The following is a 24434-nucleotide window of genomic DNA, read 5'->3' as shown; positions in this document are numbered from 1 at the left end:
GCAACTCGCCGGGGGGCTTGTTCGTGGTCGGACTGGCTGTTCGGCGTCGGATCAGTCGACGTAGAACTCGTCGGCGTTCTCTGCCGTGACCACCGTTCCGGGGACCACGATGTCCTGGGTCTCACGGCCTTCGGCGCCGTCGATCAGCAGCTTCGCATTGGCCTCGGCCAACATGCGGGCCGGGATCACGGTCGCGGTGCGGTAGATCGAGTTCGGGATCTTGATCAGGTCCAGCGTCTCGTTGGTGGCGTCGCGGCTCGCCAGGTAGAAGCGCTCGTCGTCCGGGGCGACACCCGAGTCGAGCAACCCCTGGTACACACCGAGGATCGAGTCGTTCGACATGCCGAGCCAGACGTAGATGTCGGGCTCCGCCGTGTACTGGGCCTTCGCGACGTTGTAGCCCTCTTCACGGGTACGCGCCGTCTGCTCGATCAGGGTCGCGTTCGGCATGACCGACAGCAACCCGTCCTTGAGGCCGTCCATCCCTTGGATGTAGATCTCGTTGTCGCGACGACCCGTCGTCACGACTTTCATGTCATCGGGAGCACCGTTCGCCTTCATCTCGGTGGCGGCGGTCGACGCGATGTCGAACGCTTCCTTGTAGGCGTCGACCTTCATCGCTGCCTGCGTTCCTTCCCAGGTGATGAGATAGCCGAAGACCGGAATACCGGCCTCGTTCGCCTCCTGCGTGACCGGCACGATCGAGTCGGCCTGGGCCGGGAAGCCCATGATCGCCTTGACGTCACCACGGTTGATCCAGGTCTGCCAGTTGTTGACCTGACGATTGATGTCGTACTGCGGGTCGTCGGTCAGGAATTCGTAGCCGGCCTCTTCGATGATCGGCTTCATGATTGCGAGCTGGTCGTTCCAGATCGTGATGTCGGCGCCGGGGAAGCCCATGGCGACGGCGCCCTTCGGCTCGTCCTCGTCCGGTGCATCGGTCTGGGCGGGTTCCGACTCGGTCGCCACGGTGTCGGACGACTCGTCGCCGGATGCCGCATCGGTGGATTCGGATGCTGCGCTGTCGGACGCCTCGTCTTCTGACGACTCGTTGTCGGACGAACCGGAACACGCACTCAGTGCGGCGACGGCGACGAGACCGGCGACTGCCTTGAGCATCGAGCGATGCTTCTTCATGGGGACTCCACTTTCATTTCGTTCTCTGAATTTGGGTGTTCTCGACGCCGAACCAGCGATACCTCCGCTGACCGATTCCCGGTGCTCCGGTTCGATTCGTTGGAATGTATTCACGAGAGTATACACTTTCGGCATGGCGCCGACGCAAGAGGTGAATCGAGCACAAGCCGAACATGAGGGCGACGGGCTCCGAGCGGGCCCGCTGGCCGGCATTCGGATCCTCGATCTCACGCGCGTCGTCATGGGCCCACTCGCCACGCAGACGTTGGCCGACCAGGGAGCCGACGTCGTCATCGTCGAGCCCAACACGCGCGACACCAACCGCGTGATGGGTCCGGGCCCGCATCCCGACCTGTCCGGGATCGCCTTGAACCTGCTCCGCAACAAGCGCTCGATCAGCATCGACCTCAAGTCGACCGACGGGCGCGCCGCACTCGAACGCCTCGTCCCCACCTGCGACGTGGTCGTCTCGACGATGCGACCACAGGTCCTCACTGAACTCGCCCTGGACTACGCCTCCCTCTCTGCGCTGAAGCCCGACCTGGTGTACTGCCAAGCGCAAGGGTTCTCGCTGACCGAGTCCCGTGCGGAGGAACCGGCGTACGACGACATCATCCAGGCGGCCAGCGGCGTCGCCGACGTGATGCAACGGGCCACCGGCGACCCGACCCTCATCCCGACGATCCTCGCCGACAAGGTGTGTGGGCTGGTCATCGCCCAGGCCATCACCGCCGGGCTGCTCGAACGGGAGCGAACCGGTCGAGGGCGCCACATCGAAGTCCCGATGCACCAGGCAATGACCGCGTTCATGCTGACCGAGCACGGAGCCGGCGGCATCAGCGAACCGCCGACGGCCCAGACCGGCCTGCCACCGATCGGGTACCCGCGGATCTTGTCGCCGCACCGACGCCCGCACCCGACGAGCGACGGCCTCGTCCACATGCTGCCCTACCTGCCGAAGCACTACGCCGCACTGTTCGCCGACGCCGGCGTCCCGGACGCCGACTCGGATCCCCGATACGCCGACCAACGCTCGGCGATCGCGAACTCCGACTCGCTCTATCAAGACATCCGGGCGATCGCGCCGAGCCGCACGACACAGGAGTGGCTCGACTACAGCCGATCGGTCGGCATCCCCGCCACGGCGGTCGCCACGCTCGACGAACTGGTCGCCGAGCTCCCGATCGTCGACCACCCGGTGGCAGGCCGATATCGCCTGATCCCGACGATGGCCAACTTCCACGGCACGGCGCTCACCGTCACGCACCATGCCCCGTTGTCGGGCCAAGACACCGACGAGGTCCTCGGCGAGTTGCCGGGCGCTTCGACTACACCGACGGAAGAGGTCGATCCATGAAGAGTCTGCGCCCGACGGTCCTGACCGCTGACGAGCGTGCCCTCCAGCGAACCGTCCGGAACTACCTGCAGGAGCGCCTCCCCGAAGGCGGCTACCCGATCGGACTCGGTATCTCCGCCGCCGTCGACCGCGACTTCACACGTGATCTGGCCGCTCGCGGCTGGATCGGCATGGCGTTGCCCCGACAGTACGGCGGAGGCGGCCGCACTGCGGTCGAACGCCAGATCGTGGTCGAGGAGTTGCTCACCCGGGGCGCCCCGGTCGGGTTCCACTGGGTCGCCGACCGCCAGACCGGCCCGAGCATCCTCGCCAACGGCACCGAAGCGCAGCGGTCCCATTACCTCCCCGGTATCGCGAGCGGCCAGTTCTCGTTCGCCATCGGCATGAGCGAGCCCGACTCCGGCTCCGACCTCGCGTCGGTACGTGCACGCGCGGTGCCGGCCGACGACGGGTGGCGGCTGAACGGCACCAAGGTGTGGACGTCCGGCGCCGACACGGCCACTCACATCCTCGGCTTGTTCCGTACGTCCGATGAGCGACACGGGGGCCTGACCCAGTTCATCATCGAACGCGACACGCCCGGCATGATCGTGTCGCCGATCGCCTTCATCGACGGCACCCAACACTTCTGTGAGGTCGTGTTCGACGACGTCCTCCTCCCCGACTCGGCCCGACTCGGCGACGTCGGTGCCGGGTGGGGACAGAACGTCGGAGAACTGGCGCTCGAGCGAGGCGGTGTCGACCGGTGGATCTCACTGATGCCGGTGCTCGAACGATGGGTAGCGACGATCGCCCCCGACGACACGCTCGCACTGACCGACCTCGGACGGATCACGGCCCGTCTTCGCGTCTTCCGAGGGATGTCGCTGTCGATCGCCCGACTCGTCGACGAGGGCGAATCCCCCGTGACCGAAGCGGCGCTCGTCAAGGAGATGGGCACCCGATTCGAACAGGAGTGCATCGAGATCGTTCGGCATCACTTCGGACGAAGTCCCCGCCCGGACAGCTCTGACACGTTCGAGTCGCTGCTCGCACAAGCGATCCTCGCCGGTCCGTCGTGGACGATCCGGGGCGGCACGACCGAGATCCTCCGCTCGGTGATCATGAAAGGGCTGACCGCACGATGAGCACGCACACGAGCGATCCGGGTTCGGAGATCGAGGCCGCACTGAGCGGGTTCTTCCGCGACACCTGGCCCGACGACATGTCGGACGATCCCGACGTGTTCCGCGACGATCAGTGGTCGGCCGTCACCGAGCTCGGCCTGACGACGATCGGTCTCCCCGAGCACCTCGGCGGTGCCGGCGGTTCGCTGTCAGACCTCGTCGCGGTCCTCCAGCTCGCCGGCCGTCATGCCGTCCCGCTCCCCATTGCCGAGGCGAACCTCGCCGCGTGGCTCACGAGCCGGTCCGGCCACACCGCCGGTTCAGGGCCGATGTGGTCGACGATCGCCCGGCCCGAACGCCGCGACCACCTGACCATCCGCGATGGCCTCGCCACCGGTGAGCTGTGCGACGTGCCCTGGGGCAACGAAGCGCCGCAGGTGCTCGCCCTCGGCAGTGCCCACGGCGCCGGTGCGGCGGCGGGCACGATCGTGGTCGATCCCGACCGGTGCACCGTCACCGTGCGCGAAGACCTCGCCGGACAGCCGATCGCCCATCTGACGCTCGACGACACGCCGGTGACCAGGTGGGACACCGATCTCACTGCGGACGAGTTCGCCCTGCGAGGGATGCTCGTGACCGCAGCCCTCATGAGCGGGGCGATGACCGGGGCCGCCGACCTCACCCGTGAGTACGTCGAGGTGCGGGAGCAGTTCGGCCGACCGATCAGCAAGTTCCAGGCCGTCCAACACCACGTGGTCGAACTGGTCCAGATGGCCGTCATGACTCGCTCCATGGTCGAGCGCGTCGCGCTCGTTGCCGATCCGACCGCCCAGCAGATCGACATCCGAGCGCTGAAGCTCACGAGCAACGAGAACGCGGCGCACGTGACTCGCGCCGCCCACCAAGCGCACGGGGCCATCGGCATGACCCGCGAGTACCGACTCCATCGGCTGACACGGCGGCTGCACCTGTGGCGAGACGCGTTCGGTACCGACCTCGAACTCGCCGGTCAGTTCGGCGAGTTGGCCGCCACCGCCCCGAGCCTCGCCGCGCTGCTCCTCGACGACACGCCCGGACCCGCTGGGGAAACGGTATGAGTTCCTCCGACCTCGACGTCCGAACCGACGGCCACGTCGGCGTCCTCGAGATCCAACGCGGACCGGCCAACTACTTCGACCGCGAACTCCTCGTGGCGATCAGTCAGGCCGCTGCAGCGCTCGAAGCGTCCGGCTACCGGGCCCTCGTGCTCTGCTCCGAAGACCGGCACTTCTGTGCCGGAGCGAACTTCTCGGTCACTGCGACCGGTCCGCAACGCGACACCCAAGCCACGGCGCTCTACGCCGAAGCGCTGCGGTTGTTCGAGATCCGCCTCCCGATCGTGGCGGCGGTCCAGGGTTCGGCGATCGGAGGCGGACTCGGGCTCGCATGCGCTGCCGACTTCCGCGTCGCCAGCTCGGCGACGCGGCTCCAGGCGAACTTCGCTCGGCTCGGCTTCCACCACGGGTTCGGACTCACCGCGACGCTGCCCCGGATCGTCGGCCACCAGATGACACAAGATCTGCTGTACTCCGGTCGACGCATCGATGGGCTCGAAGGCGCGTCGATCGGTCTCGTCGATCGGGTTGCCGATCCCGGCGCCGAACGCTCCGTGGCCGAAGCGTGGGCCCACGAGCTGGCCGCCTCGGCTCCGCTGGCCCTCCAGGCCATGCGAGCGACACTCCGAGGCCCGCTCGTCGCCGAGGTCGAGCAAGCCTTGCGCCGAGAGCAGACCGAGCAGGCCCGCCTGTGGCAAACCTCGGACAGCCAGGAGGGCATCGCCGCCAGCCTCGAACGACGACCGCCGGTCTTCACCGGGGAGTGACCGTGGACTCCCGGCCCGTGGCAGCGAACAGCATCCCCGGCACCGCTATGTTGACAGCAGAAGCGGTGACGAAGCCCAGGCTCGGTGGGGTCGCGAGAGCGAGGACGACAGTGTCGAACAGGAAGGGCGACAACGCCGACTCGAGTCTCTCCGAGATCCGCAAGATGATCCTCACCGGCGAACTCCTCCCCGGCGAGAAGGTCAATCAGGGCGAGATCGCCGACCGGCTCGGCGTCAGCCGGATCCCGGTGCGCGAGGCACTCGGCGCGCTCGTCACCGAAGGACTGCTCGATCACTGGCCGAACACCGGCTACACGGTCGTCCGGCCGACCGTGGAAGACCTCAGTGAGATCTACCTGATGCGTCAGGTGCTCGAGGCGGAGTTGTTCCGCTCCGTCGACCTGGCCGCTCTCGACCCAGGCGAACTCGAAGCCGTGAACGACGAACTACGCGAGCTCGGCACCGAAGCAGGCTTCTACGAGTACCGCGAGGCGAACCGACGATTCCACTTCGCCATCTTCGACCGCTCTCCGCTGCGGCTCGTGCTCCGCGAGGTTCGTCGGCTCTGGATCTTGTCCGAGTTCTACCACTCGCTCTACTTCCGTCACGACGGCGCGACCGAGCAGGTGCTCGCCGACCACGATCGGATCATCGAAGCGGTCCGTCAGCGAGACCAGGTTCTGCTCGTCGAAGCCAGCGCCGACCATCGAGAAGGTACCAAGCGCTCGATGACGCCGTCGCTGAGCCGGCGCCCGACTCGCAGCGAGACGCGTGCGTCCACCCCACCGGTCGACGCGCTCGACTAATCACCGGACGAGAGCGAACGGCCGGTCGAGGCAACGAAATGAGTCGGGCATACCGCTCCACGCTGGGCAGACGGAGTCACCACTTCGCATCGCTCGCCGAACTGATGGCCAAAGCGACCCCGGCGCGGTCCGGCGACCGGCTCGCCGGCGTCGCCGCCGACACGGCCGAGGAGCGCGTCGCCGCGCAGCTGTGCCTGGCCGACGTCCCGTTGGCCACCTTCCTCGAAGACATGCTCGTGCCGTACGAGCACGACGAGATCACACGCCTCATCGTCGACGACCACGACCCGATTGCGTTCGAGCCGATCGCCCACTTCTCCGTCGGCGACTTCCGCAACTGGCTGTTGAGCGATCTGGCCACGCCGGACGCGCTAGCCCGGGTCCGTACCGGCGTCACCCCCGAGATGGCTGCCGCCGTCAGCAAGCTGATGCGCAACCAGGATCTGATCCTGGCTGCACACAAATGCGAGGTGGTCACCTCGTTCCGGAACACGATCGGGTTGAACGGCCGCCTCTCCACCCGGCTCCAGCCCAACCACCCGACGGACGACGTGACCGGTGTCGCAGCGAGCATTCTCGACGGCCTGCTGTACGGGAGCGGCGACGCTGTGATCGGCATCAACCCGGCCACCGACAACGTCACCCAGAGCATGAAGTTGCTGCAACTGATGGACGACGTGATCAGTGAGTACGAGATTCCCACGCAGTCATGCGTCCTCGCCCACGTCACCACCACACTCGAGTGCATCGAGCGCGGAGCGCCCGTCGACCTCGTGTTCCAATCGATCGCCGGTACGCAAGCTGCCAACACGGGCTTCGGCGTGTCACTCGACCTGTTGGCCGAGGCACATGATGCAGCGCGGTCGCTGGGGCGAGGCACCGTCGGGAACAACGTCATGTACTTCGAGACCGGACAAGGCAGCGCTCTCTCCGCCGGCGCCCACCACGGTCTCGATCAACAGACCTGCGAGGTGCGTGCCTACGCCGTTGCCCGGAAGTTCGACCCGCTCCTGGTCAACACCGTCGTCGGCTTCATCGGCCCCGAATACCTTTTCGACGGGAAGGAGATCATTCGGGCAGGCCTCGAAGACCACTTCTGCGGCAAGTTGCTCGGCCTGCCGATGGGGTGCGACATCTGCTACACGAATCACGCCGAAGCCGACCAGAACGACATGGACAACCTGCTGACCTTGCTCGGCGTCGCCGGCTGCAACTTCATCATGGGGATCCCAGGATCCGACGACATCATGCTCAACTACCAGACCACGTCGTTCCACGACGCTCTGTACGCCCGGCGCGTGCTGGGGCTCGCACCGGCGCCCGAGTTCGCCGCCTGGCTGGAGGCGATGAACGTCTTCGCCGACGTCGAGCGGCCCGTACTCTCGACGACGATGAGCGACCGGTTCGCCCGCTCACTCCGGCAGGCGACCGGGTCGGACCGATGAGCGCCCCCGACGACGACCGGGACCGGCTCGAACCGGCGGACCGGCCGGCCATCGTCACGAACGACCCGTGGCGACGTCTCGACCGGTTCACGGACGCGCGCATCGGGCTCGGACGGGCCGGTGTGAGCCTGCCCACGAACCGAACGCTCGAATTCCAGCTGGCCCACGCACGAGCAAAGGACGCGGTGCATCTGCCGCTCGACGCCGACGCCCTCGTCGATCGACTCGCCGGCATCGAACCAACGGTGAACCGCCCGATCCGACGCCTACACAGCATGGCCGTCGACCGCACGTCGTATCTCCAGCGTCCCGACCTCGGGCGGCGCCTCGACGCCGCATCACGAGACGCGCTCATGGCGATCGGCGCGCCAGCCGCTTCCCTCGCGATCGTCGTCGTCGACGGCCTGTCGTCGCTCGCCGTTCAGCAGCATGCGGCGCCGATGGTCGACGCGCTCGTCGGGCTGCTCGCCGACGCCGGCTCCGACCCGAACGCTCACGGTTCTTGGACACTGGCGCCGGTCTGCATCGTCGAGCAAGGCCGTGTCGCCATCGGCGACGAGGTCGGAGCGCTGCTCGATGCGCGAGCCGTGGTGGTGCTGATCGGCGAACGCCCCGGATTGAGTTCGCCCGACAGCCTCGGGATCTACCTGACGTGGGGACCGCGCGTCGGTCTCTCCGATGCGAACCGTAACTGCATCTCGAACATCCGTCCCGGCGGGCTCGATTTTGGAACGGCCGCTGAACGACTGCTCCACCTGCTCGTCGGAGCAAGACACCTCGGGCGCACCGGCGTCGACCTCAAGGACCGCAGCGGAGACGAACCGTTGTCGAGTGGACCAGGGATCGGGAACTTCCTCATCTCCTGATCCGCCCGCACGCGGCTCGGCCGGTCGGCACGACTTGCGTGCTCGAACTCGCAGGTGGAACCGGCTTCCATCGACGTTCGACCCCCGACGTCCCCCGACGGGGGCAGCACCGAAGCGAATGTACGCTTCGGCCAACTACGTCACTTGCCGGCGGTGATCGCGAAGCCCTTCAGGAACGTCTTCTGGAGGAGGATGAACACGATCGTCGGCGGGATCGAGGCGAGTACGGCACCGAGCATCAGCGGCCCGTACGACAGGCCGCCACCCACGTTCTGGAGCGCACCGAGACCGATCTGCACCGTCTGCGCGTCGTCGTCGCGGATGATCAGGCTCGGCCACAGATACATGTTCCACGAGTAGAGGAACTGGATCACGGCCAGCGCGCCGAACACGTTCCACGACAGCGGCAGCAGGATCGCCCACAGGAACCGGATCGGCCCGGCACCGTCGATCCGCGCCGCCTCCGACAGTTCGGCCGGGATCGACAGGAAGTGCTGCCGGAACAGGAACGCACCGGTGGCCGACGCCAGGAACGGCACGGTGATCGCCAGCATCGAGTTCGTCCAGCCGAAGCCCGACACGATCTCGAACAGCGCCAGGATCGAGATCTCGGTCGGCATCATCAAGGTGACGAGCACGAACCAGAAGACCGGGCCTTTCAGGTTGAAGTTGAAGTAGACGAAGGCCATGCCGGCGAGCACGGCGGTGATCGACTTGCCGGCGGCGATGATCACCGACTGGATCAGCGAGGTCCGCATGTAGAGCCCGATGTCGCGCTGGTTCCACACGGTGTCGAAGTTGTCGCGCAGCGCGCTGCCCGGCGTGAGCTGGTGGGCGAAGTACTCCTGGTTGGTCTGGGTCGACACCAACATGGCGTACGCCAGCGGGAACCCGACGATCAGCACGATCACGATCAGGATCGCGTGCGTGTACCAGTGCGGTTGCTGCCCCGGGGCACCCTTGCGGCGACGGCGGGGTGACGGCGCGACGAACGCCGAGGCGGTGCCACCGTGCGTCGGGCCGGTCGTCGAGGCGGTGGGGGCGGTCTCAGCCATAGGTGACTCGTCGTCCTGTCGATCGGAACTGCCACATCGTCAACCCGACGACGCCGGCGAAGAGGATCATCGACTGCGCCGACCCGCGACCGAGGTCACCGCCGGTGTTGAACACCTGGATGATCTCGTACATCGCGACATTCGTCGCGCCGGCAGGCCCGCCCTTGGTGAGGTAGTCGATGGTGCCGTACGTCTCGAAGAAGGCGTACGTGAGGTTGGTGACGATCAGGAAGAACGTGATCGGCGACAGCGCCGGGATCACGACATAGCGGAACCGTTGCCAGGCACTCGCCCCGTCGATCATCGCCGCCTCGACCTGGTCGGGCGGGATGGTCTGCAGCCCGGCGACGTAGAACAGCAGGTTGTAGCCGAGCGTCTTCCAGATGCTCGCTATGATCACCACGAGCTGGGCGAGCACCGGCGTCGTGCGGTAGTCGGCGAGTCCCGTGTCGAGCAGGGTCGTCGTCCAGTGGTCGATGATGCCGGTGTTCGCGTCGAAGATGACGAAGAACAACAGACCGGCGATCGGCGGGCTGATCGCGTACGGCCAGATCAGCAGAGTTCGGTACACCGAGGCGCCGCGGATCGGCTGGTAGGCGATGAAGGCGATCCCGAGCGAGATGACCAAGCCGCCGACCACGGTCCCGACCGAGATGATCATCGTCACGACGTACACCTGCCGGTAGTCGTCGGTGAAGATGAACGCCAGGGCGGCGAAGAGCGAGATGGCGCTGACTGCCGACACGATCGTGCGGGCGCTGCGGGCGACCCGCCTGCCCTGCCGGTCGAGGAGCACCCCGGCGGCGATGCCGACCATGCCGAGGCCGGCGAGCACGAGTGCGAGCCACGGCCGGGACGGACCGATCAGCTCGGTGAAGTTGTAGACGCAGCGGTCGACCTGTTTCGGGTTCGACAGACGGGCCAGCTTCGTCGAGTAGCGGATGGTCTCGATCGCCGGCCAGTACAGGAAGACGACGAGGACCGCGAGCGTGGGTGAGAGGAGCAGCCACGGCATCCACCAGTTGCGCCACACGCTGTGGCTCGTCGCATTGGTGTCGGGCTTGCGCTCGGGCGCCATGGCGGCGCGGGCGGCGGCGATGCCGGCCGCAGCACCGGCAGCCATGAGGACGAGACCGAAGACGTAATCCTTCGTCTCGTACTCGTCGGAGAAGGTGCAGAAGTCGATCGGTGCGCTGACGGCCAGCGCTCCGAGCCCGCCGCCGAGTGCGCCCGCCAGTGCTCGGAGTGGCAGCGAGCGGGTGCCGCTGCGCGCGACGACGGCGGCGCCGACGAGCGCAGCGACGAGGATGGCGAAGAGGGCGGGCAGCGGCATGCGAAGGAACTCGGTCGAGGTCGGGTGGGACGAGATCGACCGCTGATCGGGAAGCAGGTCGCTCCCCGATCAGCGGTCGGTCGGACGTGGCTGATCAGCCGTCGGCGAAGAGCAGGTTGTACTCGTCGAGGAGCGCCTGGGCGTCCTCCTGAGCAGCAGCCATCGCCTCGGCCGGGTCGTCACCGTTGACGAGGACCGACTCGATCGACTCGGTGATCACGTCACGGATGGCGACGAAGTTGCCGACCAGGGCGCCGGTGGTGGCCGGCGTGTCGGGCGAGGCGGCGAGCTGCTCGCTGGCGATCCGCTGGTTCGGGTTCTCGTCGAAGTAGCCCTCGGCTTCGAGGTTCGACACGGCGGTCTCGGTGATCGGGATGTAGCCCGTGGTCTGGTGCCACGACGCAGCGTTCTCCGGGTTCGAGAGGAAGTTCACCCATGCGATGGCGCCGTCCTGGGTGGTCTCGTCGAGACCGTTGATGACCCAGTTGGTGGCGCCGCCGATGAGGGCGCCGCCGCCGGTGGCCTCACCGTTGCGGGGCAGGAACGCCGCCTCGACCTCGAAGCCGCCGTTGGCGCCTTCGTCGGTGAGCGCCGTCGTGTCGGACGAGGAGTAGAGCAGGAACGGGACGTTCTGGGCGGCGAACAGGTCGTACGTGCCGCCCCAGTCGCGCTGGGTGCCGGTGTAGGTGTAGTAGCCCTGGTCGGCCATGCCCTTCCACCACGTGACGTAGTCGACCATCGCGTCGGAGTCGATGAAGACCTCGTCGGCGCGACCCGAGCGACCGTTGTCGTTGTTGGCGAGCAGCTCACCCTGGAGGGCGATGTCCTGCTCCACGAACCAGCTGTGGTTCGGCCAGGTGACGCACGAGTCGGTCGCCGCGTCGGACGCCATGAACGCCTCGCACGCCGCCTCGAGCTCCTGCCACGTGGCGGGTGTGCCCTCGACACCGGCGGCGTCGAGCAGGGTGCGGTTCAGGAACATGATCGCCGACGACGTGTTCCACGGCATCGAGGTGTACGAACCGTCGAGCTGGTAGTACGTCGCAGCCGAGGCGACGACATCGTCGAGCACGACGGGAACGCCGGCGACTTCGGTGCGGCCGTCGATGATCGCCTCGAGGTCGGCGAAGACCGGCTCACCGTTCCCGGCGAGGGCGTCGCGGGCTTCCTGGGTCGCCGCTTCGAAGAAGTGGACGACCGCCGGCGGCTCACCCGAGTTGATCGCCTGGATGGCGGCATCGAACGCGTCGTTGTAGCTCGCGAAACCGGTGATCTCGACCGAGTAGCCGTCGACCTGCTCGTTGAACGCTGCAGCGACCTCGTTGGTCCAGTCGAGGCGGTAGTCCTCGAATGCGATCCACACCGGGATCACGGCGTCGTCGCCCGACGCTTCTTCGTCGTCACCAGCGGGCTCCGCGGCCGGCTCGTCGTCGGCGGCAGGCTCGTCGGCCGGCTCGTCGTCGGTGGCGGGCTCGTCGGTCGACTCCTCGGTCGCCGGCTCGTCGTCGGCGTCCGAATCGTCGTCGTCACCACAGGCGGCGAGGACCACGGTTGCGGCGAGTGCAAGCGCCGCGAATCGGCGAGTGCGTCGTTGTTCACGCATGGATTTCACTTTCGATGGGGGGTTGAGAACAGGCCGCAGAGGGCAGCCAGCCGGGGAACCTACGGGTCGCCACGACACCGAGCGGTGCTCGTCGCCAAGAGTTCACCCGTCGTTCCCCGCCCCGTCGGCGACCGATCACCGAGTGGCCAGGCGACGCCGACGGGGCGCCCATTCGATGCTGGTCGGGCCGTCACCTAGCCTTCGGGCATGTCCGACCGCGAGTCCGTCGACCTCTCCGACATCGATCTGCAATCGGTCGCCGAGTCGGAGATCCCGGAGGTTCGTCAGGAGGCGCGCGACTGGCTGCTCACCAACAACACGTCCGACCAGCGGTCGGTCGCACTCATGTCGCTCGGCGTCCTCGTGTTCGCGATCATTCTGCAGTCGTGGTGGGCGGCCGTCCTGGCGGGATGCATCGCACTCGTGCTCCCCTTCCGCTGGGTGGCGGGCCCGTACTTCCGCGGCGGCGACCTGCGGCGCGGCATCCTGTGGGCGAACCTCGGCTCCTGGTACCTGCTCTTCCCGCTGGTCATCATCATTCCCGAGACGCTCCCGATCGCCATCCAGAACGTGATCGGCCCGGTGATCCTCGCGGCGACCTACCTCGAGCGACGGTTCGTGAAGCAGCTGATCCCCGGCACGATCGCGATCGCCGTCGTCATCTCGCTGATCAGCTTCACGACGGACGGCGTCGGCCTCGACGAGGTCGCACCCGACGGTGTGTTCATCGGCGTCTTGGTGGCCTACATCGCCGCCAACCTGCTCATGGTGATGGGTGACATCCAGGAACTGAACCTCGTCCACCTCCGCAGCCTCGACCGGGCGGTGAAACAGAACCGGGAACTCCGTGCGGCGGAGCGGGCGCTGCGCGACTCTCGACGACGACTCGTCGTCGCCGGCGACGAGGAACGGGTGCGGGTCGAGCGAGATCTGCACGACGGGGCGCAGCAGCGTCTCGTGTCGTTGTCGATGCAGCTCCGTCTCGCCGCCGACCTGGCCGCGGACGGCCAACCGCCGTCGAGCGATTCGTTGATGGCGCTGCATCGATCGGCGAACGAAGCCGTCGACGAACTCCGCGATCTGGCACAGGGGCTGTACCCGGCGCGGTTGAAGGAGCTCGGGCTGGTCCGCGCACTGCACTCGCTCGCGCGACGCAGCCCGACGCCCATCGAGATCGACGATCGGACGACCACGCACCTCGACGACTCGACGCAGGTAGCGCTCTACTTCGTCTGCGCCGAAGCGATCCAGAACGCTTCGAAACACGCCGGAGCCGCTGCCCGCGTCACCGTGACGCTGGTGGACGACGATCCCGATCTCGTCGTAACGATCACCGACGACGGTCCGGGCTTCGACGCCGACGACCACGCCTCGTCGCGCGGCCTCCTCAACATGGCCGACCGCGTCGGAGCGCTCGGCGGCACGCTCGACGTCGACTCCGAACGTGGTCGCGGCACCGTTGTGTCGGCACGCATCCCCCACGCCGAACTCGCCGCGACCTCCTGACGACGGCGGCGCGGTCCGCGTTGCGGCCGGTGGCCGGGTGACAAGATGTCGCCGAACGAAGGAGACCACCGATGACCGACGACCAGTTCCCGAACGACCCGACCGAGCCGATTCCGCCGGTCGGTGGACCCACGGAACCCGTACCGCCGGTCGGCGGCCCCACCGACCCGACCGTGGCACAACCCGTCGTCCCCCCGCCCGGCCCGGGCGGCGAACCCGGCGAAGCCGAAGGTCGTCCGGCCTGGCTCGTTCCCGCCGGCGCCGGCCTGGCCATCGGCCTCGTCATCGCATTGATCGCCGTGCTCGTCGTCCGCGATGGCGATGACGACGACGAAGCGGCCACATCCACCACGGTGGAGACGATCGCCACGGTGCCCGAGACCACGACTGCGCCGACCACGGTGCCGGCGACCACGGCACCCGCGACGACCGCTCCGGCGACCACGGCACCCGCCACGACCGCTCCGGCGACGACGACCCCGCCGCCGACCACCGCACCGGCCACCACGACGCCGGCGACGACCGAACCGGCTCCGACCACCACGGCCCCGGGCGGCCTGACGCCCGCATCGCCGGGCTCCGTCCGCATCGCCGACGCCGAGTACCCGATCCAGCGTCTGTGCCAGACGTTGCCGTTCGTCGGGTTCACCGGCGACTACGCCGTCGACAGCTACCTCTACTTCGACGACGTCGGCAACCCGTGGGTGGTCGACCGCTGGTTCGACGAGGGCGGCGCCACCGGCGTCTACTTCGGTGACGAACTCGAGGTCGTCGACCTCGGCGCCGACGGCTTCGGCTTCTTCTTCTTCGAAGGCGACGGCGAGGTGCCGGCTGCGGTCAACCCGACCGGTGTCGCACCCGCCGAGTGCGGCGGCAGCGTCGTCGAGGTGGCGGCCAACGGTGCGCAGCGCACCTACACGATCGTCGACATCTGCCTCGGCAACGACCCGACCGACGGCACGCTCCGCTACGCCGCGAGCCTGTCCGAGCAGGGCTCGATGGAGCTGGCACCGAACGCCGACGCCTCGTACCGGGCGTTCCTGCTCTCGGCGATCGGCGACCCGTTCGCCGGCGTCGACGAGCAGGCGATCGAACCCGCCCCGCCGGCCGATGGCCGGTTCCAGGTCGACATGGTCCTGACCCAAACGGTCAACGGCTCAGAACAGCGCACCGCCCAGGCCGACATCATCGACGCCGCCGTCCGCGACTGCGGCTGACGATCGCGCGGCGTCAGCGGGTGGCCGAGATGGTTCCCGTCAGCGGATAGAGCGGCGGTCGGATCGAGGCCAACCGGCCGGCGTCGGCGACGACCAGCATCGACAGGTGGGTCAGGCCGGCGCGCAAATGGTCGCGGTCGACGAACCCGGCGTCGGCGATCACGTGCCCCGGCACGACGACGAGGTCACCGTCCCCGAGCTGGTCGAACGTCGCGCCGGCACGCAACTCGTAGCTGCCGTAGGTCGCTTCGGCCTCGAGGATCGGCCGCTCGGTGCCCTCGGCGACGAGGACATGGAGCGGCAGTTCCAGACCCGCTGCGGCACGCTGGGCGACCTCGGCGGCCAGGATCGTGTCTTCCGCCGTCATGAACGCTCGTGTGTCTCCGGTGATCACGACGACGCGCTGCCATTCCGGATCACCGATCGCGGCGGCGACGCACGGCACCTTCGCCGTCGCCCCGATACGCGCCAGTTCGTCCCCCAACCCGAGCTCACGCCGCAGCCGCTCGTGCGGCACGGGCAGGAACAGCACGCTGGCGTCCGACTCCTCGGCCAGCTCGGTGACACCTGCTCGCAACGACTCGGCGACACGCAACACGGCTTCGGTGTCGTGGCCCAGGTGGGTGAGCGCGTCCTCGAACCCGACGAGCAACTCCTTCGCCTCGTCGCGCGGCAGCGACCGGGTCGACACCGCGCACGGTGTCACCAGTCCGCCGTCCTCGTTCGCGACCGCTGTCGCCAGGCGAGCGCACCGTTCGGCCGTGCCGGTCTCGACCGGCGTGAGCGCGAGCACGTGGTCGCCGAGCCGAGACACCTGGACGGCCGGCGGCCCCATCTTGGCGGCGGCGAACCGGGTGCCGTAGGTGGTGATCAGCACGGAGATCACCACAGTGACCACGGCGGCATTGAAGATCCGCTCGTCGAACAGCCCGGTCGAGATCCCGACCTGTGCCACGGCCAGTGTGGCTGCTGCCTGACCCATCGTCAGCGCCGCCATCATCGCGGCCTCGGTGCGGTCGAGCTTGAACACCAGCCCGGCGATGAGCGCCGCCCCGCCCTTGCCGACGAGGACGACGACGGTGAACACGATCGCCAGCCAGAGCGTGGATGGGTCGAACGCTGCCGCCGGATCGATCGTCAAGCCGACCGAGACCAGGAACGCCGGCACGAACAGGGCGTTGCCGAAGAACTCGATTCGGTCCATCAACTCGCCGCGTGCGGGCACGTTGCGGTTGATGCCGAGCCCGGCGAGGAACGCACCGACCAGTCCCTCCACGCCGGCGAGCAGGCTGAGCACGCCGCCGGCCGCCATCGCCGTCAGCGCCCACATGAAGCGCTCCGTGCGGGCGTGCAGGAGGTGGGTGAACAGCCAGGTGGTGAGGCGCGGGATCACCACGAAGCAGAAGACCACCAGGATCCCGAGTCCCAGCCACAGCGGCACCGCTCCGTCTTCGCCTGCGCTGGCCTGGACCTCGGCGGTGTCGTCGATCGCGGCCGACGACGCAGCGACCGCCAGCACGACCAGCGCGAGCACGTCGGTGATGACGGTGGCGGCGACGGCGAGCCCGACGGCCGGATTTCGGTCGTGTCCCGATGCCTTGACCTCCGGGTACGCCACGAGCGTGTGCGACGCCCACATCGCACCGACCAACGCGGCACCATTCACGCCGAGATCGAGGTACCAGGCGCCGACGGCGACCGACAGCACGAACGGCACGACAAAGGTGAGCAACCCGAACGCGATCGCCTGGTTGCGGCGCTTGTTGAACTCCTTGAGATCGAGTTCGACACCCGCGATGAACATCAGGTAGAGCAGACCGGCGGCGCCCACCGTGGCGACGAACCCGCCGGGTCGGAGCCAGTGCAGCACGTACGGGCCGAAGATCGTGCCCATCGCGATCAGCCCGATCAGGGCCGGGATCCGCAACTTCAAGGCGACGATCGGCCCGAGGAGGATCGTCATGCCGAGCAACAACAAGCCCAGCTCCACCGAATACTTCAGCTCCGACGCGAGCATCACCGTCCACTCCTCCCGCCGACCCCGCGTCGACCGGACGAAGCGTAGATCGGTGCGCCTTCGCGATCGGTGATCCGCGCACGACCGCGTCCCGACCGACAACGGCGACGGGAAGGGACGCCTGCCCCTTCCCGTGACCGTCCTGGGAGATGTGCTCGGTCAGGCGATGTCGCCCTCGCGCCGGCGTCGGCCGGCGAGCAGCAGGACGCCACCGATCAGTGCGAGCAGCATCGCCACTCGGGCGAGATCACCGGCGCTGCCACCGGTGAAGGGCAGCTCGCGCTCGTTCGAGATCCGGATGACCGTCCGGGTCTCGACGAAGTCGTTGTCCTCCGAGTCCTCGCCGCCGCCGACCGTGATCGACGTGATGACGTCCGTGCCGTCGGCCGTACCGCCGGTCGAACCGGGGATGGCGGTGACGCTGCTGTAGCCGTTGGGCTGGGTCTGGGTGATCGTGTACGAACCGGCGACGATGCCGGGGAACACGTAGCTGCCGTCGCTGCCCGTGGTGGTGCTCTGCGCCACGAGGTCGCCGTTCACGTCGGTGCCGTTCAGGCTCACATCGACACCGGCGATCGGGTTGCCGTCGTCGTCTCGGACGACGCCGGACACCGTGCTGGTCTCCTCGACGAAGTCGTTGTCGACCGAGTCGACGCCGCCGGGCAGCTCGATCCCGACGATGTCGTTGATGCCGTCGTCGCCACCGGTGGAGCCGGCGGCGGATCCACCCGGGCCGTAGCCGTCGGGCTGCGTCTCGGTCACCGTGTAGTCACCAGCGACCAGGTCACCGAAGACGTAGTCACCGGTCGAGTTGGTCGTGGTCACCAGCTCGATGTCGCCGCCGTTCACGTCGGTCCCGGTCAGCGTGATCTCGACGTCGACGAGCGGTCGGCCCTGATCGTCGGTGACAGTGCCGGAGATCGAGCCGGTCGACTCCGAGAAGTCGTTGTCCTTCGACTCGTCGCCTCCCGAGAGTTCGATCGAGATCGAGTTGTCCGGGGTGACGGCGCCGGCGCCGTACCCGTCGGGCTGTGTCTCGGTGACGACGTAGCTGCCGGGGAGCAGATCGACGAAGGAGTAGTCGCCATCGGCATCCGTGGTCGTCACGATCTCCACCGGGTCACCGTTCACGTCGGTGCCCGTCAACGTGATCACGACGCCGGAGATGGGTTCACCGTCGCCGTCCACGAAGACCGATCCCTCGATCGACGCCGGGACGAACTCGTGGAAGTCGTGACCGTACGACGACTCGTTCGCTTGCAGCGGGATGTCGGCGATCACGTCGTTCGTGCTGATGTCGCCACCGGTGGAACCGGCTTCCTCGTGGCCGTCGAGATATCCCGACGGGTGGGTCTCGGTCACCGTGTACGTGCCGGGGAGGAGATCACCGAAGAGGTAGTTGCCGTCGGCGTCGGTCGTGGTCGTCGACGACACCGGGTCACCGTTCACGTCGGTACCGGTGAGCGTCAGGGTGACGTCAGCGATGCCGATGTCGTCCTGATCGACGACCGACCCGGCGATGCCCGACGGCCGGTACTCGGCGAAGTCGTTGTCGACGGAGTCCTGGCCGCCGGCGAGCGGGATGTCGGCGATGAGGTCGTTCGTGCTGATGTCACCACCGGTCGAGCCGACGGTCTCCGGGCCGTCGAGCAACCCGGACGGCTGGGTTTCGGTGACGGTGTAGTCACCGGCCAGCAGGTCGTCGAAGCGGTAGTCACCTTCGGCGTCGGTCGAGGTCGTGAGCGACACCGGTTCACCGTTCACATCGGTGCCGGCCAGTGCCACCTCGACGCCCTCGATGGGGTCACCGTTCTGATCCACGACCGAGCCCGAGATGGAACCGGTGGCCTCCGAGAAGTCGACGACGGCGTCGTCGCCCGCCGGGAGCAGCACGGCCTCGGTGTCGTCGCCGTTGACGGCGCCCTGGCCGTAGCCGTCGGGCTGGGTCTCGGTGACGGTGTAGTCGCCACCGAGCAGATTGTGGAAGGTGTAGTCACCGTTCGCGTCGGTCGTCGTCGTCAGCGACACGGGGTCGCCGTTGGCGTCCGTGCCGGTGAGGCCGATCTCGACGCCGGCGATCGGGTCGCCGTCGCCGTCGACCACGACGGTGCCCGAGATCGAACCGGTCGTCTCGGCGAAATCGTTGTCGACCGAATCATCACCGTCGGCGAGGGGGATGGCCGCGATCACGTCGTTGGTGGAGATGTCACCACCGGTCGAACCAGCCGTCTCGACGCCGTCGCCGTAGCCGGTCGGCTGCGTCTCGGCCACCGCATACGTCCCGGCCAGCAGGTTCTCGAAGACGTAGTCACCGTTCGCGTCGGTCGTCGTCGACGCCGACACCGGATCACCATTCACATCGGTCCCCGACAGGAGGATCTCGACACCGGCAATACCGTTGCCGAAGTCGTCCACGACCGAACCCGAGACCGAACCCGTCGTCTCGGCGAAGTCGTTGTCCGTCGACACCTCACCGTCGAGCAGCGGGATCGCAGCGATCACATCGTTGGTCGAGATGTCACCACCGGTCGAACCAGCAGTTTCGACACCGTCGCCATAGCCCGCAGGCTGCGTCTCGGCCACCTCATACGTACCGGCCAGCAGGCCGTCGAAGACGTAGTCACCGTTCGCGTCCGTCGTCGTCGACACCGACACCGGATCACCGTTCAGATCGGTCCCCGACAGGACGATCTCCACCCCGGCGATGCCATTGCCGAAGTCATCGACGACCGAACCCGAAATCGAACCGGTCGTCTCGGCGAAGTCGTTGTCGACCGAGTCCTGACCACCAGCCAGCGGGATCGCAGCGATCACGTCGTTGGTCGAGATGTCACCACCGGTCGAACCAGCAGTCTCCGCACCGTCGCCGTAACCGGTCGGCTGCGTCTCCACCACCGCATAGGTACCGGCCAGAAGGCCGTCAAAGACGTAGTCTCCATTGGCGTCGGTCGTCGTCGTGAGCGACATCGGGTCGCCGTTGACGTCGGTCCCCGACAGCACGATCTCGACACCCGCGATCGGGTTCCCGAGGTCATCGACCACCGAACCCGAAATCGCTCCCGTCGTCTCGGCGAAGTCGTTGTCGACCGAGACCTCGCCGTCGGCGAGCGGGATGGCTGCAATCACGTCGTTCGTCGAGATGTCACCACCGGTCGAACCAGCCGTCTCGGCACCGTCGCCATAACCCACAGGCTGCGTCTCCGCCACCTCATACGTCCCGGCGAGCAGGTTCTCGAAGATGTAGCCACCGTTCGCGTCGGTCGTCGTCGTCAGCGACACGGGGTCGCCGTTCACATCCGTGCCGGTCAAGACGATCTCGACACCGGCGATGCCGTTGCCGAAGTCGTCCACGACCGAACCCGAAATCGCTCCCGTCAGTTCGGCGAAGTCGTTGTCGACCGAATCCTCACCGTCGGCGAGCGGGATGGCTGCAATCACGTCGTTCGTCGAGATGTCACCACCGGTCGAACCAGCCGTCTCGAGACCGTCGCCATAACCCAAAGGCTGCGTCTCCGCCACCTCATACGTCCCGGCGAGCAGGTTCTCGAAGATGTAGTCACCATTGGCGTCGGTCGTCGTCGTCAGCGATACGGGGTCGCCGTTCGCATCCGTGCCGGTCAGAACGATCTCGACACCGGCAATGCCGTTGCCGAAATCGTCCACGACCGAACCCGAGACCGAACCCGTCGTCTCGGCGAAGTCGTTGTCGACCGAATCCTGACCACCAGCCAGCGGAATCGCAGCGATCACGTCGTTCGTGCTGAGGTCACCACCGGTCGAGCCGGCAGTCTCCGCACCGTCGCCGTAACCGGTCGGCTGCGTCTCCGCAACCTCATAGGTACCGGCCAGCAGGCCGTCGAAGACGTAGTCACCGTTTGCGTCGGTCGTCGTCGACGCCGACACCGGATCACCGTTCGCATCCGTGCCGGTCAGGACGATCTCGACACGCGCGATCGGATTGCCGAAGTCGTCCACGACCGAACCCGAGATCGCTCCCGTCAGTTCGGCGAAGTCGTTGTCGACCGAGTCCTGACCACCAGCCAGCGGGATCGCAGCGATCACGTCGTTGGTCGAGATGTCACCACCGGTCGAACCAGCCGTCTCCGCACCGTCGCCGTAACCGGTCGGCTGCGTCTCCGCAACGTCGTAGGCACCGGGCAGCAGGTTCGTGAACGAGTAGTCGCCGTTCGCGTCGGTCGTGGTCGACGCCGACACCGGACCGCCGTTCACATCGGTCCCCGACAGGACGATCTCCACACCGGCGATGCCGTTGCCGAAATCGTCCACGACCGAACCGGAGATGGAGGCGGGCTGGTACTCGGCGAAGTCGTTCCCGGTCGAGCTCTGATTCGCGCCGAGCACGATGGCGGCGATCACGTCGTTCGTCGAGATGTCACCGCCGAGCGAACCGGCGGTCTCGTCACCGTCCAGGTAACCGGCGGGCTGCGTCTCGGTCACGATGTACGTACCGGGCAGCAAGTCGGTGAACGAGTAGTCGCCGTCGACATCCGTGGTGGTCGTCAGGGTGACGACGTCGCCGCTCACGTTCGTTCCGGACAAGGTGATCCCGACCCCGGCGATGCCGACGCCGTCCTGGTCGACGACCGACCCGGCGATCGTCGACGGCAGGAACTCGGCGAAGTCGTTGTCGATCGAGTCCTGTCCACCGAGCAGCGGGATGGCGGCGATCACGTCGTTCGTCGAGATGTCACCGCCGAGCGAGCCGGCGGTCTCGTCACCGTCGAGGTAACCGGCAGGCTGCGTCTCCGTCACGGTGTACGTGCCCGCGAGCAAGCCGTCGAAGAGGTAGTCGCCGTTTGCATCGGTCGTCGTCGTGACGGCGACGGCGCCATCGACGTCGGTGCCCGACAGTGCGATCGACACGTTGGCGATCGGATCACCGTTCTGATCGACGACGGAGCCGGACACCGACCCAGTGGTCTCGGCGAAGTCGTTGCCGGTCGACGCGTCGCCCTGATCGACGACGATGGCAGCGATGACGTCGTTCGTCGAGATGTCGCCACCGGCCGAACCGACGGTCTCGATCCCGTCGCCGTAGCCGAGCGGTTGCGTTTCGGTGACGACGTAGGTCCCGGGGAGCAGACCGTCGAAGAGATAGTCGCCGTTGGCATCGGTCTGCACGACGATGAGCACCGGACTCCCGTCGTGGTCGATCCCGGTCAGCGTGATGTCGACGCCGGCGATGCCGTTGCCGCTGTCGTCGACGACCGAACCCGAGATCGAGGCCGGGATGATCTCACCGAAGTCATAGCCGGACGCACCCACCAAGGGGTCGTAGACGATCCCGGAGACCTGATTGGTCGTGTCGACGACGCCACCGATGGTGCCGGCGGTCGCCTCACCCTCGAGGTAGTTCGCAGGTTGCGTTTCCGTCAGCGTGTATCCGGTCAGGTCGGAGGCCGGCACCTGGACGAACACGTAGAAGCCGTTCTCGTCGGTCGTCGCCGTCATCGAGACCGGGTCACCCAGGTCGTCGGTACCGGTCAGGGTGACTTCGACGCCCTCGATGGGGGTGTCGACACCCGGCGTGAACACCCCGTCGGCGTCCACGTCGTGGTAGGTGGTGCCGCTCAGGACCGCTTCTTTCGCCGAGAAGACGAACAGTGACGCGGCATAGCGGTCGCCGGCAGTCTGAAAGGTCACGGGAAGGCCGTCGAGCACGGAGTTGAGCGCCGCTGCGGCGACCGGCACGGTCTTGATGTCGATCCCTGCGGCGTCGCGGATCTCGGGGTTCGAGCGGGTGAAGTCTCCGACGGTGGAATCGGTGAACTCACCGATCGTCGAGGCGTAGAAGTTGTCGGTCGCGACACCGCCACTCACTCGGGGCTCCACCACGGGGAGGCCGTTGAGCAGGAGCGAGTCGCCGGCGATCTGCTGGTCACCCTCGTAACCGACGGAGGCGGCACGAGGCTCGACGACCCAACCCGGGGCCGCCAGGAAACCGTTCAGGCTGAATGACTCGGAGGCGCCGTCGGCGACCTCGGCGAAACCGTCCCAGATCTGGACCCGGCGCAGTTCCGGCGCGTAGGTCGGTTCGAGCGTCGGGTACTCCCAGACGATGATCGTGTACCAGCCACCGGTGCAGTTGAATCCTTCGGGCGTGAAGATGTCGCCGACGGTGATCTCGAGCGGACTGCCATCGCCGGGGAGTGCGGCGGCGAGCAGGTCGGTGATGTCGGCGGACTCCTGATAGAGCTGGCCGCTCATGTGCGGCGAACCGATCTGGCCACTCGTCGACGTGACCGTTTGATAGCCGGCGCTGCTCCCCAGCTGCACCTGCACCTGTGTGCGGTCGCGGCCGGTCATCGCTGCCCAGGCGGCGTTCTGACGTGCGGCGACCAGCGGAGCGGTTGCCCAGGCGACCGGAGTGCCGTAGGTGCCCCAGTCGATGACCGTCGAACTCGATTGGCACGACGGCCACGGCGAGGTGCCGGCCGCACCGAACGCTGCCATCTGTTCTCCGGCGTCCATCAGATCGATCTGTGTCTGGTTGAGGCCGACACTGTTCGCTTCACCGTTGTTGCCGTGCCACACCAGCTCGGCCGACGCGATCGTGGCCCCCGGAGGAACGGCGATCGTCGCCGAGGACGAGTTGAACAGCCCGGCGCCCGGGTCGACGTTCTGATGGACCATCCAGCGCTGGTCGTTCGGTGCCTGCGGCGTGCCGAAGGTGTCACGCGTGGCGTCGTTCAGGCATTCGGCGTAGAACGACCAACCCACAGCCGAGCCGACGGGCTCCGTGGTGTTGCCGTCGCCGTCGACGTCGTTCACGTCGAGGTCGCCCGCCGTCACGCAGCGAACCTGCGTGTTGCCGGCCAGGATGAAGTCTCCCCAGACACGATCGTCGTAGGACACGTCGAATCCGGCGGTGGTCGCCGGTTCGGCGCCGGCATCGGACGCCGTGATCAGCGCGACCGACGCAGCGGCGACGGCGGCTGCAACGGCCAGCCGGCCGAGACGGTGCAATGGTGTGGTCATCGGTGTTCTCCCTGGTGTGTGGTGCGTGTGGCTCGCACCCGCTCCGGAGCACGACTGGTGCACTCCGGCAGCACACAAGGAAGCGACCGAACGTCAAGGGAGACTCAGGAACGCTTAGGGAGTTCA

Annotated in this window: 15 protein-coding genes; 9 read left to right on the top strand and 6 right to left on the bottom strand. The window is 67.4% G+C overall.

Features of this window, described 5'->3' with window-relative positions; all coding sequences use genetic code 11:
- Nucleotides 1-51: 51 nt before the first annotated feature.
- The gene (locus BDK89_RS07150; RefSeq protein WP_166657437.1) at nt 52-1137 is read right to left on the bottom strand and encodes a sugar ABC transporter substrate-binding protein; all 1086 of its coding nucleotides are present in this window, start codon (nt 1135-1137) and stop codon (nt 52-54) included.
- Between the two features lie 133 nt (nt 1138-1270).
- Between BDK89_RS07150 and BDK89_RS07145 the strand changes: the two genes are divergently transcribed.
- The 7 genes from BDK89_RS07145 to eutC all read left to right on the top strand — a co-directional run bounded on the left by BDK89_RS07145 (nt 1271) and on the right by eutC (nt 8578).
- A complete protein-coding gene (locus BDK89_RS07145) occupies nt 1271-2494 on the top strand; it encodes a CaiB/BaiF CoA transferase family protein (RefSeq protein ID WP_166657436.1) in 1224 nt (407 codons plus the stop codon).
- The gene (locus BDK89_RS07140) at nt 2491-3621 is read left to right on the top strand and encodes an acyl-CoA dehydrogenase family protein (protein WP_133868286.1); all 1131 of its coding nucleotides are present in this window, start codon (nt 2491-2493) and stop codon (nt 3619-3621) included. The genes BDK89_RS07145 and BDK89_RS07140 overlap by 4 nt, the downstream gene beginning before the upstream one ends.
- The gene (locus BDK89_RS07135) at nt 3618-4697 is read left to right on the top strand and encodes an acyl-CoA dehydrogenase family protein (RefSeq protein ID WP_133868285.1); all 1080 of its coding nucleotides are present in this window, start codon (nt 3618-3620) and stop codon (nt 4695-4697) included. Before BDK89_RS07140 ends, BDK89_RS07135 begins: the two co-directional genes overlap by 4 nt.
- Nucleotides 4694-5461 carry an enoyl-CoA hydratase/isomerase family protein gene (locus BDK89_RS07130; protein ID WP_133868284.1) on the top strand — a complete coding sequence of 256 codons (768 nt, stop codon included), beginning with the start codon at nt 4694-4696 and terminating at the stop codon, nt 5459-5461. Before BDK89_RS07135 ends, BDK89_RS07130 begins: the two co-directional genes overlap by 4 nt.
- 110 nt (nt 5462-5571) lie before the next feature.
- Nucleotides 5572-6267 carry a GntR family transcriptional regulator gene (locus BDK89_RS07125; RefSeq protein WP_208293994.1) on the top strand — a complete coding sequence of 232 codons (696 nt, stop codon included), beginning with the start codon at nt 5572-5574 and terminating at the stop codon, nt 6265-6267.
- Between the two features lie 38 nt (nt 6268-6305).
- The gene (locus BDK89_RS07120) at nt 6306-7712 is read left to right on the top strand and encodes an ethanolamine ammonia-lyase subunit EutB (protein WP_133868282.1); all 1407 of its coding nucleotides are present in this window, start codon (nt 6306-6308) and stop codon (nt 7710-7712) included.
- On the top strand, nt 7709-8578 hold the full coding sequence (eutC, locus tag BDK89_RS07115) for an ethanolamine ammonia-lyase subunit EutC (protein WP_133868281.1): 870 nt from the start codon (nt 7709-7711) through the stop codon (nt 8576-8578). The genes BDK89_RS07120 and eutC overlap by 4 nt, the downstream gene beginning before the upstream one ends.
- 140 nt (nt 8579-8718) lie before the next feature.
- Here the strand turns inward: eutC and BDK89_RS07110 are convergent, their stop codons facing one another.
- The 3 genes from BDK89_RS07110 to BDK89_RS07100 all read right to left on the bottom strand — a co-directional run bounded on the left by BDK89_RS07110 (nt 8719) and on the right by BDK89_RS07100 (nt 12569).
- Nucleotides 8719-9633 (bottom strand): carbohydrate ABC transporter permease, encoded by a 915-nt coding sequence (locus tag BDK89_RS07110; RefSeq protein ID WP_133868280.1) that lies wholly within the window; start codon nt 9631-9633, stop codon nt 8719-8721.
- Nucleotides 9626-10966, bottom strand: a complete 1341-nt coding sequence (locus BDK89_RS07105) for a carbohydrate ABC transporter permease (protein WP_133868279.1) — start codon at nt 10964-10966, stop codon at nt 9626-9628. The genes BDK89_RS07110 and BDK89_RS07105 overlap by 8 nt, the downstream gene beginning before the upstream one ends.
- Nucleotides 10967-11060: 94 nt before the next feature.
- The gene (locus BDK89_RS07100) at nt 11061-12569 is read right to left on the bottom strand and encodes an extracellular solute-binding protein (protein WP_133868278.1); all 1509 of its coding nucleotides are present in this window, start codon (nt 12567-12569) and stop codon (nt 11061-11063) included.
- A 207-nt stretch (nt 12570-12776) separates the two neighbouring features.
- Here BDK89_RS07100 and BDK89_RS07095 point away from each other — a divergent pair, with 207 nt between their 5' ends.
- Both BDK89_RS07095 and BDK89_RS22080 read left to right on the top strand, forming a co-directional pair.
- A complete protein-coding gene (locus BDK89_RS07095; RefSeq protein WP_133868277.1) occupies nt 12777-14075 on the top strand; it encodes a sensor histidine kinase in 1299 nt (432 codons plus the stop codon).
- Between the two features lie 71 nt (nt 14076-14146).
- Nucleotides 14147-15292, top strand: a complete 1146-nt coding sequence (locus tag BDK89_RS22080) for a hypothetical protein (protein ID WP_133868276.1) — start codon at nt 14147-14149, stop codon at nt 15290-15292.
- A gap of 13 nt (nt 15293-15305) precedes the next feature.
- Here BDK89_RS22080 and BDK89_RS07085 read toward each other — a convergent pair whose 3' ends face one another.
- Together BDK89_RS07085 and BDK89_RS07080 are read right to left on the bottom strand one after the other, a co-directional pair.
- Nucleotides 15306-17309 (bottom strand): cation:proton antiporter, encoded by a 2004-nt coding sequence (locus tag BDK89_RS07085; protein WP_243839242.1) that lies wholly within the window; start codon nt 17307-17309, stop codon nt 15306-15308.
- 159 nt (nt 17310-17468) lie between these two features.
- Entirely contained in the window at nt 17469-24308 is a 6840-nt protein-coding gene (locus BDK89_RS07080; RefSeq protein WP_133868274.1) for a beta strand repeat-containing protein, read from the bottom strand.
- Nucleotides 24309-24434 lie beyond the last annotated feature (126 nt).

Source organism: Ilumatobacter fluminis, assembly GCF_004364865.1.
GTDB lineage: Bacteria > Actinomycetota > Acidimicrobiia > Acidimicrobiales > Ilumatobacteraceae > Ilumatobacter > Ilumatobacter fluminis.
The sequence above is the reverse complement of the archived record's forward strand: the minus strand, read 5'-3'. Positions and strand labels throughout refer to the sequence as shown.